13 protein-coding genes are annotated in these 15529 nt (G+C 68.9%); 11 read left to right on the forward strand and 2 right to left on the reverse strand.

Annotated features, from left to right (window positions below):
* The first annotated feature begins 154 nt into the window (after positions 1–154).
* Complete coding sequence (locus DS837_RS32825; protein WP_345772126.1) at positions 155–385, forward strand: Ada metal-binding domain-containing protein; 231 nt, start codon at positions 155–157, stop codon at positions 383–385.
* On the opposite strand, the gene DS837_RS22770 is transcribed toward DS837_RS32825, so the two are convergent.
* Complete coding sequence (locus DS837_RS22770) at positions 378–1442, reverse strand: YeiH family protein (protein WP_425599270.1); 1065 nt, start codon at positions 1440–1442, stop codon at positions 378–380. The two genes, DS837_RS32825 and DS837_RS22770, sit on opposite strands and share 8 nt — an antisense overlap.
* Positions 1443–1538: 96 nt before the next feature.
* Here DS837_RS22770 and DS837_RS22775 point away from each other — a divergent pair, with 96 nt between their 5' ends.
* Positions 1539–2420, forward strand: coding sequence for a LysR family transcriptional regulator (locus tag DS837_RS22775; protein ID WP_149166829.1), 882 nt, complete (start codon positions 1539–1541; stop codon positions 2418–2420).
* Between the two features lie 15 nt (positions 2421–2435).
* Here the strand turns inward: DS837_RS22775 and DS837_RS22780 are convergent, their stop codons facing one another.
* The gene (locus tag DS837_RS22780) at positions 2436–3398 is read right to left on the reverse strand and encodes a replication initiator protein A (RefSeq protein WP_145626265.1); all 963 of its coding nucleotides are present in this window, start codon (positions 3396–3398) and stop codon (positions 2436–2438) included.
* 1009 nt (positions 3399–4407) lie between these two features.
* Between DS837_RS22780 and DS837_RS22785 the strand changes: the two genes are divergently transcribed.
* The 9 genes from DS837_RS22785 (at position 4408) to DS837_RS22825 (ending at position 15524) form a co-directional block, all read left to right on the forward strand.
* The gene (locus tag DS837_RS22785) at positions 4408–5253 is read left to right on the forward strand and encodes a hypothetical protein (RefSeq protein WP_149166830.1); all 846 of its coding nucleotides are present in this window, start codon (positions 4408–4410) and stop codon (positions 5251–5253) included.
* A complete protein-coding gene (locus tag DS837_RS32830) occupies positions 5186–6067 on the forward strand; it encodes a sensor histidine kinase family protein (protein WP_425599271.1) in 882 nt (293 codons plus the stop codon). Before DS837_RS22785 ends, DS837_RS32830 begins: the two co-directional genes overlap by 68 nt.
* Before the next feature lie 102 nt (positions 6068–6169).
* Entirely contained in the window at positions 6170–8812 is a 2643-nt protein-coding gene (locus DS837_RS22790) for a PAS domain S-box protein (protein ID WP_149166831.1), read from the forward strand.
* Positions 8813–8912: 100 nt separating this feature from the next.
* Positions 8913–9491: a hypothetical protein gene (locus DS837_RS22795; protein WP_149166832.1), complete on the forward strand. Its 579-nt coding sequence runs from the start codon at positions 8913–8915 to the stop codon at positions 9489–9491.
* A gap of 276 nt (positions 9492–9767) precedes the next feature.
* On the forward strand, positions 9768–11261 hold the full coding sequence (locus tag DS837_RS22800) for an ATPase domain-containing protein (protein WP_149166833.1): 1494 nt from the start codon (positions 9768–9770) through the stop codon (positions 11259–11261).
* 9 nt (positions 11262–11270) lie between these two features.
* The gene (locus DS837_RS22805) at positions 11271–12935 is read left to right on the forward strand and encodes an ATP-binding protein (RefSeq protein WP_149166834.1); all 1665 of its coding nucleotides are present in this window, start codon (positions 11271–11273) and stop codon (positions 12933–12935) included.
* Positions 12936–13101: 166 nt separating this feature from the next.
* Entirely contained in the window at positions 13102–14082 is a 981-nt protein-coding gene (locus DS837_RS33230) for a copper chaperone PCu(A)C domain-containing protein (protein WP_345772127.1), read from the forward strand.
* Between the two features lie 180 nt (positions 14083–14262).
* Positions 14263–15168 carry a DMT family transporter gene (locus tag DS837_RS22820; protein ID WP_149166835.1) on the forward strand — a complete coding sequence of 302 codons (906 nt, stop codon included), beginning with the start codon at positions 14263–14265 and terminating at the stop codon, positions 15166–15168.
* A 158-nt stretch (positions 15169–15326) separates the two neighbouring features.
* Entirely contained in the window at positions 15327–15524 is a 198-nt protein-coding gene (locus DS837_RS22825; RefSeq protein WP_145626275.1) for a hypothetical protein, read from the forward strand.
* Positions 15525–15529 lie beyond the last annotated feature (5 nt).

Here is a 15529-nt window from a genome sequence, read left to right on the forward strand (position 1 = left end):
CCCCCGCTTCGCGTCCCTCCCTCCCCGAACCTCGCGGCCGGCAGACCTCTGCCGGCCGTCTTTTTTGCCAGCCGCCTTTTGCGTGGCGCAGGAAACGGGTGGCCCTCCGTCGCGGCATCCGCGACGATCCCGGCTTCAGGATCGGGAGGACGCCATGGACGAGGACGCGATGTGGAGCGCGGTGACGCGCCGGGAGCGGGATGGTGACGGGCGCTTCGTCTACGCGGTGCGCACCACCGGCGTCTATTGCCGGCCGTCCTGCCCATCGCGACGGGCCAAACGGGAAAACGTCGCGTTCCACCCGAACGCCGCGGCGGCGGTGGCGGCGGGCTTCCGCCCCTGCAAGCGCTGCCACCCCGACGCTCCGTCCTCCACGCTCACATGATTCCCAGCAGGCGGATCAGACCCAGCCCGATGGCGCCCAGCGCCGCCAGCGACAGCACCACCGCCGCGGTGACGCGCAGCCCGGCCCGCGACAGCATCCGCACATCCACCCCGAGCCCCAAGGCGGCCATCGACAGCACCGTCAGGACGCCCGCCGCGGTCTGGCTGGCCGCCAGGGCGGCGTCCGGGATCAGCCCCGCCGCCCGCAGCCCGGCCAGCCCCAGGAAGCCGAGGATGAACCAGGGCACCAGCCGGCGCAGCGGGGGGCGAATCTTGGCATGCTCCGGCGCGCCTCCTTCCGGCTTCGCCATCAGGGCCAGCGCCACCACCACCGGTCCCAGCATCAGCACGCGCAGCAGCTTTACCAAGGTCCCGACCTGGACGCTCAGCGCGCCGACCGGCGCCGTCGCCGCCAGGATCTGCGGCACCGCGTAGACGGTCAGCCCGGCGAACACGCCGTACTGCATGGGGGTGAGGCCGAGCAGCGGCACCAGCAACGGCAGGCCGAGCACCACCAGAACGCCCAGCACCGCCGTGAAGGCGATGGCCGCGGCGACATCGTCGCCGTGCGCTCCGATCACCGGCGCCGTCGCCGCGATGGCCGAGTTGCCGCAGATGGAGTTGCCGCAGGCGACCAGCACCGCCATGCGCGGCGGCAGTCCCAGCAGGCGCCCGATGCCGTAGCTGACCGCCAGGGCCAGGGCGACCACCCCGGCGATGCCCGCCACCAGCCCCGGCCCGGCGGCCAGGATCGTTTCCGGGTCGATGGAGGCGCCGAGCAGCAGCACCGCGACCTCCAGCAGGGTCTTGGCGCTGAAGTCCGTCCCCGCCTTCCAGCGCCGCCCCGGTGCCCAGACGCTGCGCAGGGCCACCCCGAGCAGGATCGCCAGGACCAGCGCCTCCAACCAAGCCTGTCCGAAGACCCGCACCTCCAGGTTTTGCAGGGCCAGTGCCGCGCCGCTCACGCCGGAGCAGAGCAGAATCCCCGGCAACAGGGCGCCCAGGGTCGGGCGAGGCGATGAAACAGCGTGGTGCGGCATGACGTCCTCGATTTCCATGCCGGGACGCTGCTCCCTCTGGACCATTCGTTCCAACGGATTATAATTGACGAATCATTCGATAGAACCGAACGTTCGAAAGGGCCAGGGGACCGGATGACTCTCGAACAGCTCCGCATCTTCGTGGCGGTGGCCACGCAGCAGCATGTGACGCGGGCCGCCGCCGCCCTGAACCTGACGCAGTCCGCGGTCAGCGCCGCCGTCTCCAGCCTGGAGGCGCGGCACGCCGTCCGCCTGTTCGACCGGGTGGGCCGCCGCATCGAGCTGACGGAGGCCGGGCGCCTGTTCCTGGGCGAGGCCGTCGCGGTGCTCGCCCGCGCCGAAGCGGCGGAGCGCATGCTGGCCGACCTGTCGGCGCTGAAGCGCGGGCGCATCGCCATCCACGCCAGCCAGACGATCACCGGCTATTGGCTGCCCGAACGGCTTGTGGCGTTCCACCAGCGCTATCCGGACGTCGACGTCACCGTGAAGGCCGCCAACACCGCCCAGGTCGCCAAGGCGGTGTTGGACGGCGCCGCCGATCTGGGGTTGGTGGAAGGGGAGGTGACGGACCCGCTGCTCGACCAGGACCGGCTGCCCGGCGACCGCCTGCTCCTGCTGGTGGGCAACCATCACCCCTGGCGCGGGCGGAGCGACCTGCCGGCGGAGGAATTGCACCGCTCCCGCTGGGTCTTGCGGGAGACGGGGTCGGGAACCCGCTCCGAATTCGAGGAGGCGTTGCGCGGGCAGGGCAGGGCGCCGGAGGAGTTGCCGGTGGCGCTGGAACTGCCCTCGAACGAAGCGGTGCTGTCCGCGGTCATGGCCGGGGCGGGGGCCACCGCCCTGTCAGATCTGGTGGCCCGCGGCGCGCTGGCGGCCGGCCACCTGCACCGCGTTCCCTTTCCGCTGCCCGAGCGTCCCTTCCGCCTGCTGCGCCACCGCGAGCGCGGGTTGAGCCACGCCGCCCGCACCTTCCGCGATCGGCTGCTCGATGAGTAGGGAAGGGGAGGGCACTCAGACCACCTCGTCGAACTCGACCCTGGGAATGTCGATCCAGCTTTCCGGCTCTCCGGCGTCCTTGCGCCAGAAGATGACCGGCAGGTCGGCGTTCAGCACGCGGGCGATGGTGGCGCCGCGCGCCGTCATCAGCTCCTTGTACTCCGCGGTTTCGACGATGCGCACGCCGTAGCCGGGAATGCGGTCGGCCTGGAGCACCGGGCCGAGCGCGTTCTTGAACTTGCGCAGGTCGTTGTCGGAGCCGACCCGCTTGCGCAGTGGCTCCAGCGCCATCCAGAAGGCGTTGCCGTGGCCCAGATGGGCGCGGGCGATCTCGTAGAGCCGCTTCTCGATGGGCTTCAGCGCGAAGTAGTCTTCCGAATAGGTCAGCAGGTTGTTGCCCAGCGCCGCGCGCACCACCCAGTTCGACAGGACCAGGGTCAGGCCGCGCACCTGCCGCTCGCCGTCCTTCTTGCCGCGGCGGTACAGCAGCTTGTAGTCCGAGATCCAGGAGAAGGCGCCGCTTTCGCCCTCGCCCCCGGCCTCCAGGTTGGTCTTGATCTGGGTGCCCTGAAGCCGCTCCAGAGCCCCTTCGATCTTGTCGTAGGCGCTGCCCCCGGCGGTCTTGCCGACGATGCGCTGAAGGTCGCTGGTGGTGAAGTGCAGCTTCCCCACCTCCGGCCCCATCTTGCCCTCCGCCATCTTCTCGCGCAGCAGCGAGACGGCGTAGATCAGCACCGACTTGTCCCAGATCGTCGCAACGCCGACGTCGCGCGGGGCGCGCACCTCGATCTTCACCTTGCCGTCGTCGTAGGTGGGAAGGCTTTCCACCTTGTCCTTCGACAGGCCGAACAGCGAATAGGCCATCAGGGCCCGGTCGTTGTTCACGTCGCCGCGCAACGGCGAATCCAGCCGCAGCGCCAGCTGAACCGGGCGGTCCAGCAGTTCGGCGTTTTCCTGGTCGGTCTTGTGGTCGTCCATGCACCCAATCTCCCCGGCCCCGCCGCTGGCGGTTACGGTATTGATTCCCGATACGCCCCGCATGTTCCACAGCGCAGGCGCAAACGTCGCCATTCTGCCGAAAGATTCCTCACCGGCCGGAAACGACGCTGTGACCGTACGGACGAATGTCGCCGTTCTGCCAGTTCCCCCGGACGCTGTGCCCCGCCGGAGGCTCTCCCTGCCAAAAGCGTCCGCGTTCTGACGGTCCGGACTCCAGACAAGCCACAAAACGGCGCTGAAAGGCTTGGATTCCCTGACTCTTTCCGGACTCCTCAGGGGCCGGGGGTAGCCGCGGGGGGAGCACATTGGCAGAACGGCGACACTCGGTTGCGCGAGTCGGAGTCCGATTCTCGGCCGATTCCCGGAGTCACCGAGGGGCCACAGCCCAGATTATTCGGCAGAACGGCGACATCCGACGGACTCCGACGCTCCGACGCGCTCCCCCGTGCGCCGGAATCTTTCGGCAGAACGGCGACGTTTTCCACACGGTTTCTCGGCAGAACGACGACACCCAGCCATGGTCCGCCACCGCCCCGCAGGGCTCAACGCCTTGATTCCACTGACTTCAGTCCCCCGCATCGACGCAACCGGAGCGATTCCGACGCACGCATTTGAATCGTGGACAGCCTGTCGGGGCCACGACAACATCTTGCGTAACGGGCTCACCGAAGCCCGAACCGATAGCTTTTGGACCAGGATTTTTAGCCGGCGGCACCAAACAGCCGCGACACGCCGAAGGAGGCGACGATGACGTAACGGAGGACACGACCTCCGGAAACACAAAGGGCACAGGTTTGGCGACCTGTGCCCTCGTGCACACCGAAGTGTCGAAAACCGATGGAAGACCGGGAGAACCGGACCCCGCATCAGCGGTTTGGCGACTTCATGATGCCAGGGTAGGTCCGGAAAACCAAGTGGAATCGCGGATTCCACTGACGCTCCCGCTTTGTCTTCCGCCGGGATCGAAGCGCTGGATCATGGGAAGACAATGACCCCGTACACGACCTTGTACCGGCGATGGATTGCTGCGCCTGGCGTGGGAGCCGCGGAAATCGCGGTGCTGTCCGGCCTTTACGCGCGTGCGGATTCCGCCGGCGTCTGCGCCGGCCTGGTCCAGGACGAGCTGGCCGCCGAACTCGGCAAGAGCCGCCCCTGGCTGTCCGCCGTTCTGACGAAGCTGCAGGCGCCGGACCTGTCCCTGGTGGAAGCCCGCCGTGAACGCGGTTTCCGCGGGATGGTCTATGCCCTGGCGGGCGCGCAGCACACCGACTCTTCCGGTCGGCCGGCCGACGCCACCGGTCAGCCGGCTGACGGACTCCTAAGGACTGGGAATCCCCTGAATCCTGAATCTCAAAACTCCTCCTCCTTCCGGGCGGGGGGATCGGTTGGGCCTTCAGGCATCAGGAACCGGGACGCCCTCGCCGAAGACTGGCAGCCGGACGCCGCCGATCTGGCCTGGGCCGCGGAAACCCGCCCGGAGGTCGATCCGGCCACGGTGACCCGCAAGTTCGTGTCCTGGTGCCGCAAGGCCAATGCCCGCAACGGCTACAGCCCCGCCGACCCCTCCGGCGCCTGGCGCAAATGGGTGGCCCGCGAACTGGTCGCCCCCGCAACGGCGCCAGCCGACGAAACGCCCGATGGCACCGTGGTTCCCTTTGCAACCGTTTCCCGCCGCCCCTCCAACCGGAGCGACCAGAATGACCGTCACAGCCCTGATCGCCAACCGTCCGAGCCTTCCCGTCAGCGTCGCCCCGCAGACGCCGGACATGGCGTGGCTGCCCGCAACGCCGGCGTCCTCTCTGCCCTGCGCGATCGCCTCGCTCGCCCGACTTGAGCGCGCCGACCTGCGTTTCGAGATCGCGGACTGCGCGCCGGAGGAGATCGGGGCGCTGGCCGAGCGGGTGGAGGCTGCCCTTGAGACCGCCTGCCCGTCCATCGGCGTGGAGAATGTGCTGACCGGCATCGAGAAGCTGGCGGCCCGCTTCGGCCTGGAACTTCCGGACGCCGACGTTCTGGAGGCCGACATTCTCGAGATGGCCGGCTGGCCCGCCGAGGAATGGATCGCCGGTTTCCGCGGCGTCTGGTCCTCCTTCCGGTCCGGCTATCGGCGCTTCCCCACGGTCGGCGACTTCCGCGCCGCCGCCGGTCAAACGTCGGTGACCGATGGAACGGCGGGGCTGCGCCGGTTGGCCATGGCCCTGCGCCAGGAGCAGCAGATCCGCGTCCGCGAGATTGCCCATCGCCGTCGCCAGAAGGAGAAGGAGGCGGAAACCGCTCGCCGTCAGCAGGCCATGGCTCTCGTCGCTCCGACGATGCCGGCGGTCCCGGCGCGTCCGGCCCCGGTTTCCACCCCGATGCCCACCCCGGCGTTCGCCGTTGAGGACGATCCGCAAGTCGAGTTGGTTCCGGTGCAACCTCGGGCTCAGACGACACCGACCGCATCAAAGAGCTTCCAAAAGGATCGTCCCACCATCGCTCCTCATACCAGGGTATGTGAAGGACAACGTCTTGTAGTTTTCAATAAGCGACCACATACGAAAAATTCAACCAGAGAAGTCATGCGCTCGCATGACTGTGGACGAGGTCGAAGGGGTGGAGCGAAAGCTTGGCAGACCCTTCAATATTCCAATAGGGTAACGCCTATATAATCAGCCTTATCCCATCGTTTCAGATTCCGGTGGCGAAGCACGAAAGGGCGGAGCAAGATGCGATAATCCGTTCGTGCCTCGAACCTTTCGGATTGTCCATCCATGCCGCTGAAGACGGTGTCCCGTCAGCAACCGATGACTCTGCATGGGTACCTGCTGAGGCTTGTGCTCGTGACGCTGGTGCCGATGCTCCTGCTTGGCGGCATGCTCATCGGCTGGCTGGTGCAGCAGCAGAGGGAGGCCGTCGAGAACAACATGTCCGATACGGCGGAGGCGCTGGCCCTGATCGTCGACCGGGAGTTGGAGGCGACCATCGACGCGCTGCGGGCGTTGTCCCGCACGGACGCTTTGGCCGCCGACGATTCCGCCGGCTTCTATGAGCGGGCGACGTTGGCGCTGACGCAGCATCCGTCCTGGACCAACATCGCGCTGGTCGACCCGTCGGGGCGGCAGATCGTCAACACGGCGGTCAGGCTCGGCGCCCCATTGCCGGACGTGCCCCAGCGCGACGCGCTGCAGCGGCTGATCGCGACCCGCCAGCCGGCGGTGTCCGATCTGGTGACCGCGACGGCGGCGGAGCGCCCGACGATCGCCGTCATGGTGCCGGTTCTGCGCGACGGCAGCCTGCGCTACGTCCTGTCGGCGGTGGTCGATCCGCAGACCTGGAGCACTCTGCTGGAGGGTTTCGAGACCCGCTCCGGACTGATCGCCGCAATCATCGACGGCCGGAACCGCATCGCCGCGCGTTCGCGCGAGCATGCGCAGTATCTGGGGCGGGCGGTGCCGGATTGGTTCCTGGCGGCGCGCGGCACGGCCGACACCGGCAACTACCGCGGGGCCACGCTGGACGGGGTGGAGATCATCGGCGCCTTCCACCGCGCGCAGCGCGCCGACTGGACCCTGGTGGCGGCGACACCCACGGAAGCCGTGCTCAACCCGCTGAACCGCACGGTGGTTCTTGCGCTGGGGCTGGGACTGGTCCTGCTGGGCGTGTCGCTGGCGTCGGCGGCGGTCTTCGCGCGGCGGCTCGCCCATCCCGTCCGCGAACTGGCCGCCCACGGCGGCAGCCTGATGGAGGGGCGCGCCATCCGCTACGACGGCGGTGTGCCGGTGCGCGAGATCGACGAGCTTCACCGCGTCCTCGCCGAAGCCAGCGCCGCGCTGGTCGGTGCCAGCGAATCCGCCGCCCATGCGGAGGCGCGCTACCGTTCCATCGTGGACACGGCGGTGGACGCCATCGTGGTCATCGACCGGGCCGGCACCCTGCATGGCTTCAACCGCGCCGCCGAACGAATCTTCGGCTACACCGCGGAGGAGGTGATGGGCCGCAACGTCAGCATGCTGATGCCCGATCCCGACCGCAGCGCGCACGACGGATACTTGAAGCGTTACCACCGCACCGGGGAGCGCCGGATCATCGGCATCGGGCGCGAGGTGACGGGTCAGCGCAAGGACGGGTCGGTGTTCCCGCTGGAACTGTCGGTCGCCGAATGGAAGGCCGACGGCGAGGTGCGCTTCACCGGCATCGTGCGCGACATCACCGCCCGCAGGACGGCGGAGGAGGCGCTGCTCACCGCCAAGGACGCGGCGGAGCAGGCGATGGAGCGCGCCCTGACCGCGGCGGACGAGGCCCGGCGGGAGAAGAACCGCGCGGAGAAGGCGGAGCGGGCGAAGACCCAGTTCCTGGCGGCGGCCAGCCACGACCTGCGCCAGCCCGTGCAGTCGCTCTACTTCTTCGCGCAGGTGCTGGGCGACAAGCTGCACGGCCATCCCGGCCACGAGCTGGTGGCCAGCATGGGCCATTCGCTGGACGCGCTGAAGCTCCTGCTCGACGGTCTTCTCGACGTGTCGCGGCTCGACGCCGGGGCGGTGGAGCCCAGCGTCACCGAGTGCGCGGTCGGGCCGCTGCTCGATCGGCTGGCCGCGGAGTACGGGCCGCAGGCGGACGGGCAGGGGCTGCGGCTGCGGGTCGTGCCGACCTCGCTGTGGGCGCGCACCGACCCGATGCTGCTGGAACGCATCCTGCGCAACCTGATCGAGAACGCGCTGCGCTACACCGAGCGGGGCGGCGTCGTGGTCGGCTGCCGGCGCGGCAACGGCACGCTGCGCATCGAGGTGGCCGACAGCGGCGTCGGCGTGCCGGAGGACCTGCAGCAGGCCGTCTTCGAAGAGTTCTTCCAGATCGGCAACCAGGAGCGCGACCGCGCCAAGGGCCTGGGTCTCGGCCTCGCCATCGTAAAACGGCTGGCCGGATTGCTCGGCCACACGATTGCTCTGCGCTCGCAGCCCGGACGGGGCAGCGTCTTCTCGGTGGAGCTTCCCTCCGTGCGGGCCCGCGCCATCCTGCGCCGCAGCGGGCCGGACCGGGCCAACGACGACGGGCAAGGGCTGGTCGTGGTCATCGACGACGAGGCCATCGTGCTGCTCAGCCTGCGCACCCTGCTGGAGCAGTGGGGCTACGAGGTGGTGGCCGCGGTCTCGGCGGAAGAGGCGGTGGACCTGCTGCACGGGCTGGGCCGCCTGCCGGACCTCATCATCGCCGATTACCGCCTGCGCGAGGGGCGGACGGGGGTTGAGGCGATCCGCGACATCCACGGCGTCTGCGGCGTCCGCATTCCCGCCGTCGTGCTGACCGGCGACACCGCGCCCGAACGCATCACCGAAATCCGCGGTGCCGGCTTCCGCCTCGTCCACAAGCCGATCACTCCACACATCCTGCGCGAATTGCTGAAACCCGCGGCCTGATCCTGGAAAGCCTGATTGCGAAGGGCCGGTTTTTGACCCTGGCCGCCGGCCGGCCGGGTCTTTAGCGTGTCCGCCTCCTTGGGGATGAGGAAGACGGGACATGAATTGGAGCAAGGGCCTGTGGCGGGGCTGGCTGGCTGTCGCCCTGCTGTGGGGGACGGCGGTCGCCGCCTTCGCCGCCGCCGATCTGCACGGGCGCCACCCTTTCGCCGGTCTCTACGCCTATTCGGACGCAAGGGACGCCTTTCTGCCGCAGCATTACGCCGCCGACGAGGCGGTGGTGGAGGACGGGGTGAGGCGGGGCGTCGTGGCGCGGACGGACTTCCCCGACGGCACCAGCCTGGCCGCCCCGCCGGACCTCAGCGAGGAGCGCGTGCGGCAGATCGCCGACCGTTTCTGGGCGGAGCGCTGGACGCGCCGGGCGGAGGTTCTGTGGCCCTGGGGCCTGGGCGCCGCCGTGCCGCCGCTGTTGCTTCTGCTGTCCGGTGCGTTCGCCCTGTGGATCGCCCGCGGGTTCCGCAAGCCGGACACCCCCGCGGCGACGGTTGCGGAGGAGAGGGCGGAGGAGGACACGCCCAAGGCGGCCTTCAACACGCGCTCCGCCGGCGGGCTGCCGCCCTTCATCCGCTCGCTGGGTCCGGACCCCAAGCGTCGCCGGGTGTTGGGGGCGGGTCGGTAAAGGCGGTGCACGGTCGGTCGATGCGTCGTTCGAGCGGCGGCCGCTCATCGCGGTACCCCGCGGTGACGCGCAAGCATCCCCGGCCGTCGGCATCCGGAAGGCACAAAGGAACAGGAGCACCGGCATTGGGTTGATGGTGACGGAGCCCCGCCCGTGACGGGCGGATGTTCTCCAGGCTGCGGCTTTGTCCGTCCGTTCGGGCGTTCGGGCCGTTCGCCATCAAGGCAACGCGTGGCGCAAGGTGTCGCCAGCGGGCCAGACCAAGAGGAGACCTGGGTGTCGGAGCCGACCAAGACGGACAAGATCCTGACCGGAATTCCGGAATTCGACCTGATTCTGCGGGGCGGCCTGCCGCGCGCGCGGCTTCATCTTCTGGAAGGCGCGCCGGGAACCGGCAAGACGACCATGGCTCTTCAATTCCTGTTGAAGGGTCTGCGGGACGGCAGGCGCGGCCTTTACGTGACCCTGTCGGAAACCGAGACGGAGCTTCGCGCCTCGGCCGCCAGCCACGGCTGGTCGCTGGACGACATCGGGATCTTCGAACTCGTCCCGCTGGAAGCGCAGCTCGACCGCCAGCAGAGCGTGCTCTATCCGTCCGAGGTCGAACTGGGCGAAACCATGCGCCTGATCACCGAGCGGATCGAGGCCGAGAAGCCGGACCTCGTGGTGATCGATTCCCTGTCCGAGTTGCGGCTGCTCGCCCAGGACCAGCTTCGCTACCGGCGGCAGATCCTGGCGCTGAAGCAGTTCCTGCAAGGCCGCCACTGCACCACCCTGGCGCTGGACGACCTGACCAGCCAAACCGGTTCCATGGAGCTGCACAGCCTGATGCACGGCGTGGTCAGCCTGGAGCAGATCGAGCGCTCCTACGGCGCGGCGCGGCGGCGCCTGCGGATCGCCAAGATGCGCGGCTCGGAATACCAGAGCGGCTGGCACGATTTCGCCATCACGCCCGGCAACGTGCTGATCTTCCCGAGCCTGATCGCGGACGAGCACAAGACGGAATTCGAGCCGACCGCCGTGTCGAGCAGCCTGAGCGGGCTGGACGAGCTGATGGGCGGCGGGTTGACGCGCGGCACGACGACGATGCTCGTCGGCCCGTCGGGCGTCGGCAAATCGTCCATCGCCCTGCAATATGTCGCGGCGGCGGTGCGCCGCGGCGAGCACGCCGCCTATTTCTCCTTCGACGAGTCCTTCGAAACGCTGTCGCTGCGCAGCACCGCGCTCGGCATCGACATCGAGGAGGCGGTGCGCAAGGGCGAACTGGGCTGGGAGCGTGCGAACCCGTCGCGCCTGTCGCCGGGCCAGTTCGTCTGGCAGGTCCGCCGCCAGGTGGAGGACCGGAAGGCGCGCGTCGTGGTGATCGACAGCCTCAATTCGTACCTCAGCACCATGCCGGAGGAAAAGGCGCTCATCCTGCAGATGCATGAGCTGCTGACCTATCTGAACAACCAGGGCGTCGTCACCATTCTGATCCTGGCCCAGCAGGGGATCGTCGGCGACATCCAGAATCCGGTGGACCTGTCCTTCATGAGCGACACCGTGGTGCTGCTGCGCTTTTTCGAGGCGGCGGGTGAGGTGCGCAAGGCGATCTCGGTGGTCAAGAAGCGCACCGGGGTTCACGAACTGGCGATCCGCGAGTTCCGGCTGTTCCCCGACGGCATGCAGGTCGGCCCGCAGCTTCTGGAATTCCAGGGCGTTCTCACCGGCGTGCCCAGCTATGACGGGTCGGCGGCCCCGTTGCTGCGCGGGCAGAGCGGGACGGGCTGACGGCAGCCCATGGACGCCCCGATTCTTCTGCTCGCCCCGCATGGCCGGGACGCGGAGGTCATCCGCCTCGTGCTGGACGAGGTGGGCCTGATCACGCAGGTCTGTGCCGATCTGTCGGCCGTGTGCGACGGCTTGGCGAGGGAGGTCACCGCCCTGATCCTCTCCGAAGGCGCGCTGGGTGCGGGAATGGAGCCTTTGATCGCCTGCCTGGAGGCGCAGCCGCCCTGGTCGGACCTGCCGGTTCTGGTGCTCACGGCGCGCGGCAACCGTTCGGCCAGCAAGGCACGATGGGCCCAGTTCCAGCGGCTCGGCAACGTCACGCTGCTGGACCCGCCCCTGCACGCCGAAGTCTTGCAGAGCGCGGCGCAGTCGGCGGTGCGGACCCGCCAGCGCCAATACCGCACCCGAACGCTCCTGGACGACATCGAGCGGGCCAACGACGCGTTGGAACGGCGGGTGGCGGAGCGGACCCGGTCCCTGCAGACCGAAATGCGGGAGCGCCAGAAAGCCGAGGAGGCTTTGCAGCAAGCGCAGAAGATGGAGGCCGTCGGCCAGCTCACCGGCGGGATCGCCCACGACTTCAACAACCTGCTGCAGGTCATGCTCGGCAACCTGCACATGCTGCAGAGCATGCTGCGTGCCGACGATCCGCTGCTGCGGCACGTCGCCATGGCCGTCACGGCGGGCGACCGGGCCGCAGCACTCACCCGGCATCTTCTGGCCTTCGCCCGGCGCCAGCCGCTGACGCCGCAAAGCCTGGACATGAACGCCCTGGTCACCGCCATGAGCGGCCTGCTCCAGCGGTCCGTCGGCGAATCGATCCAAGTGGAGACGCTGTTGGCCGACGGGCTTTGGCGGACCTGGGCGGATCCCAATCAGGTCGAAAGCGCTCTGCTCAACCTGGCCATCAACGCCCGCGACGCCATGCCGGACGGCGGGAGCCTCCGTATCGAGACGAGCAACGCCGTTCTGGACGAGACCGTCTCCGACCCGCAGGGGGACATCCTTCCAGGCCGGTACGTCCTGCTCCGCATCACCGATTCCGGAACCGGCATGCCGCCGGCCGTCTTGGAGCGGGCGTTCGAACCGTTCTTCACGACGAAGCCGATCGGCCAGGGCACCGGCCTCGGTCTGAGCCAACTCTACGGCTTCGCCCGTCAGTCGGGTGGACACGCGGCCATCCGGTCGAAGCCCGGTCGCGGCACCACCGTCAGTCTGTACCTGCCGCAGCACGATGGCATAGCCGGTGCCGACAGCTCGGCCCCCGCTGCGGACGCGCCGTCGCAGGACCCGTCCCGCAACGATGAATCCATCCTGGTGGTCGAGGATGAGGCCCTCGTCCTGATGCTGTGGGTCGAGGCGCTGGAAGGCCAGGGATACCACGTCCTGCAAGCGGCCACCCCCCAGTCGGCGGTCCAGATCCTGGAGTCGGACGCGGCGATCGACCTTCTGGTCACCGACGTCGGGCTGCCCGGAATGACCGGCCGGGATCTGGCGACCCTTGCGCGCGGGCTTCGCCCCGGGCTGAAGGTGCTGTTCGTGACCGGCTACGCGCATTACGCCGCTCTCGAAGCGGACAGCCTGGGAGCGGGCACGCGGATGCTCAGCAAGCCGGTCGGCGTGGACACGTTGCAGATCACGGTCCGTTGTATGCTGGATGAGGATTCGGCCTGACGTTGCGGCGGTGGGCGAACCCGGGCGAGCGGCGGCAACTCGACAAGCTCCACGCACATCGCCTACAACCGGTCATCCGTCCTGTGGGTGGAATGGGAAGCGGTTGATCGGGGCAACGTCAGCACGGCCATCGGCCTCCCCTCTCCGTTGCGGGAAGAGGGGAAGGGTGAGCGGGCATCGCGAGGAAGGCGGCGCCGCGCTCGCGGCGCTTGCGCTCCGCGGGCGAACCGGGCTGGCCGCGGCGCTGGCCGCCGTTCTTCTGCTGATCCTGGTCCAGGTGCCGGGGCAGGCGGTCGCCATGCTCTCCGCCGGTCTGGCGCAGTCCTTCTGGGCGGCGTCGATGTGCGGACCGGATGGGGCGTCGGACCGGATGCCCGCCGCGCCCGATCAGCCCAAGCACGATCTGGAACATTGCCTGGGCTGCCAACTCGGCTGCGCGCCGCCGGCGATGCTGATCCCGGCGGATGTCGCCGTCCCGCCGCCGCGCCTGACCGCTGCGCTGCGCGCGCTTCCCCTCCGAACCTGCAAGCTCCGCCGCCGGAGCATCTTCCGTCCGAACGCCCGTGCCCCGCCGATGACGCGTCCTGCCCCGACCAAGCGACCTTTCGATTCATCATTCTCTTTGCAGGACTCCGTCATCATGAAGAAGCACGCCCTGGCGCTCGCCGCGCTGATCGCCCTGACCGCCGGCACCGCCCTGGCCCATGGTTTCAAGGCCGGGCCGGTCGACATCGAACATCCCTGGGCGCGCGCCACGGCGCCCTCGGCCCCGAACGGTTCGGCCTACATGGTGCTCAGCACCCACGGCCCGGACAGCGACCGCCTGCTGTCGGCCAGCACGCCCGTCGCCGACAAGGCGGAGCTGCACACCCACCTCATGGACAACGGCGTCATGAAGATGCGTCAGGTCGACGCCATCGAGGTGTCACCCGGCTCGCCGACGGCGCTGCAGCCCGGTGGCCTGCACGTCATGCTGTTCGGCCTGAAGCAGCCGCTGGCTCCGGGGAAAGCGTTCCCGCTGACCCTGACCTTCGAGAAGGCCGGGCCGGTGACCGTCCAGGTGGACGTGCAGAGCGCCGGGTCCGCTGCCCCGTCCCATGGCGGTGCCGGCGGGCCGCAGGCTGGCGGCACACAGCACAAGCACTGATGGGAATGCGCCGCGCCGGCTTCTTGCAGAAGACCGGCGCGGCCGCAACCGACGGTCTGTACTGATATACCAGCATCGCATTTGACCGTCCGGCCCCGTGGGCGCAGGGTGTGGCGCGCCGGTCCGGCAGAAGGCCGGAGCGCCACAGGAAGGAACCGCCCCGCCCATGAGCGCCGCCCGATGACCGTCACCGCAAAGGCCCTGTCCGCCAACTCCTCCGGGCGGGCCGGCATCGCCTGGATGCTGCTCACCACGCTTCTGTTCGTGACGCAGGACGCGACCCTGCGCTTTCTGGTGCAGACCTACCCCTTCGCCGAGGTCGCCTGGGCGCGCTTCGCGGTGCATCTGGCCATCGCCTTCGTCGTGGTGGCGGTGAACTCCCCCAGCCACCTGATCGCCAAGCGCCCGGGGATTCAGATCCTCCGCTCCGCCCTGCTGGCGGTGCTGACGCTGCTGGTGGCGGTGTCCTACAAGACGCTGCCCTTCGTGGACGTGGCGGCCATCGCCAATGTGGCGCCGGTGTTGGTCACCGTCCTGTCCGTTCCGCTGCTCAAGGAGAAAGTGGGCTGGCGGCGCGGTCTGGGCGTGCTGGGCTGCTTCATCGGGGCGATGATCATCATCGGCCCGGCCAGCGTCGTCTTCCAGTGGGCGATCCTGCTGCCGCTGGCCGCCGCTCTGTGCAACGCGCTCTACCAGATCGTCACCCGGCTGTTGCGCGGCGGCGATTCCACCCTGACGACCTTCTTCTACACCAGCATGGCCGGGACGGTGCTCTGCGGGCTGCTGCTGCCCTTCGGCTGGGTGACGCCGGACCTGACGGGGGCGGCGCTGATGATCATGCTCGGCGTGCTCGGGGCGTGCAGCCATTACTGCCTGATCCGCGCCTATACGGCGGCGGACGCGGCGACGGTGGCGCCCTTCGGCTACACGACGCTGATCTGGGCGGTGTTCTACGGCCTGCTGGTCTTCGGGGAGTCGCCCAGCGCCTCGACCCTCGCCGGCGGTGTGGTGATCGTCGCCAGCGGCATCTACATCTTCCACCGCGAGCAGGTGCGGGCGCGCGAGGCGGCGGTCAAGGGGGCCTGAATGGCCCCCGTTTTCCCTATGCCGGAGGCACGTACACAGGACGTTCAGGTACCCTAAATATCACGGGCCGTACGCGTCGAACTGTAACATGCTCCGCGTACCGTACGCCTGCCGGTGAGGGCCGGCGTTTCTTCAACCCACAAGCAACGAGAACAGCAATGAACGGACTGCCCAAGCAGACGTGGCGCTGCCGCGTTGCCGAACTGTTGAACGATCCCGTGGTCCAGGCCGTGTTGCGCCGGGACCGCCTGACCCACGAGCAGGTTCTGGCACAGCTCACCCCCATTGCCGAGCACCTGCGCCGCAACACCTCCCCCGATCGACCCGCAAGGCGGCTTCCGCGCGAAGCCTTCTGACCTTC

It is taken from the genome of Azospirillum brasilense (assembly GCF_008365405.1).
Classification (GTDB): Bacteria; Pseudomonadota; Alphaproteobacteria; order Azospirillales; family Azospirillaceae; genus Azospirillum; species Azospirillum brasilense_D.

What these genes read in the sequence shown, in the direction of transcription:
- DS837_RS32825 (WP_345772126.1), top strand. Translation starts at nt 155, where the DNA reads ATGGACGAGGACGCGATGTGGAGCGCGGTGACGCGCCGGGAGCGGGAT.
- DS837_RS22770 (WP_425599270.1), bottom strand. Translation starts at nt 1,442, where the DNA reads ATGGAAATCGAGGACGTCATGCCGCACCACGCTGTTTCATCGCCTCGC.
- DS837_RS22795 (WP_149166832.1), top strand. Translation starts at nt 8,913, where the DNA reads ATGAATTGGAGCAAGGGCCTGTGGCGGGGCTGGCTGGCTGTCGCCCTG.
- DS837_RS22780 (WP_145626265.1), bottom strand. Translation starts at nt 3,398, where the DNA reads ATGGACGACCACAAGACCGACCAGGAAAACGCCGAACTGCTGGACCGC.
- DS837_RS32830 (WP_425599271.1), top strand. Translation starts at nt 5,186, where the DNA reads ATGGCGTGGCTGCCCGCAACGCCGGCGTCCTCTCTGCCCTGCGCGATC.
- DS837_RS22825 (WP_145626275.1), top strand. Translation starts at nt 15,327, where the DNA reads ATGAACGGACTGCCCAAGCAGACGTGGCGCTGCCGCGTTGCCGAACTG.
- DS837_RS22785 (WP_149166830.1), top strand. Translation starts at nt 4,408, where the DNA reads ATGACCCCGTACACGACCTTGTACCGGCGATGGATTGCTGCGCCTGGC.
- DS837_RS22820 (WP_149166835.1), top strand. Translation starts at nt 14,263, where the DNA reads ATGACCGTCACCGCAAAGGCCCTGTCCGCCAACTCCTCCGGGCGGGCC.
- DS837_RS22775 (WP_149166829.1), top strand. Translation starts at nt 1,539, where the DNA reads ATGACTCTCGAACAGCTCCGCATCTTCGTGGCGGTGGCCACGCAGCAG.
- DS837_RS22790 (WP_149166831.1), top strand. Translation starts at nt 6,170, where the DNA reads ATGCCGCTGAAGACGGTGTCCCGTCAGCAACCGATGACTCTGCATGGG.
- DS837_RS22805 (WP_149166834.1), top strand. Translation starts at nt 11,271, where the DNA reads ATGGACGCCCCGATTCTTCTGCTCGCCCCGCATGGCCGGGACGCGGAG.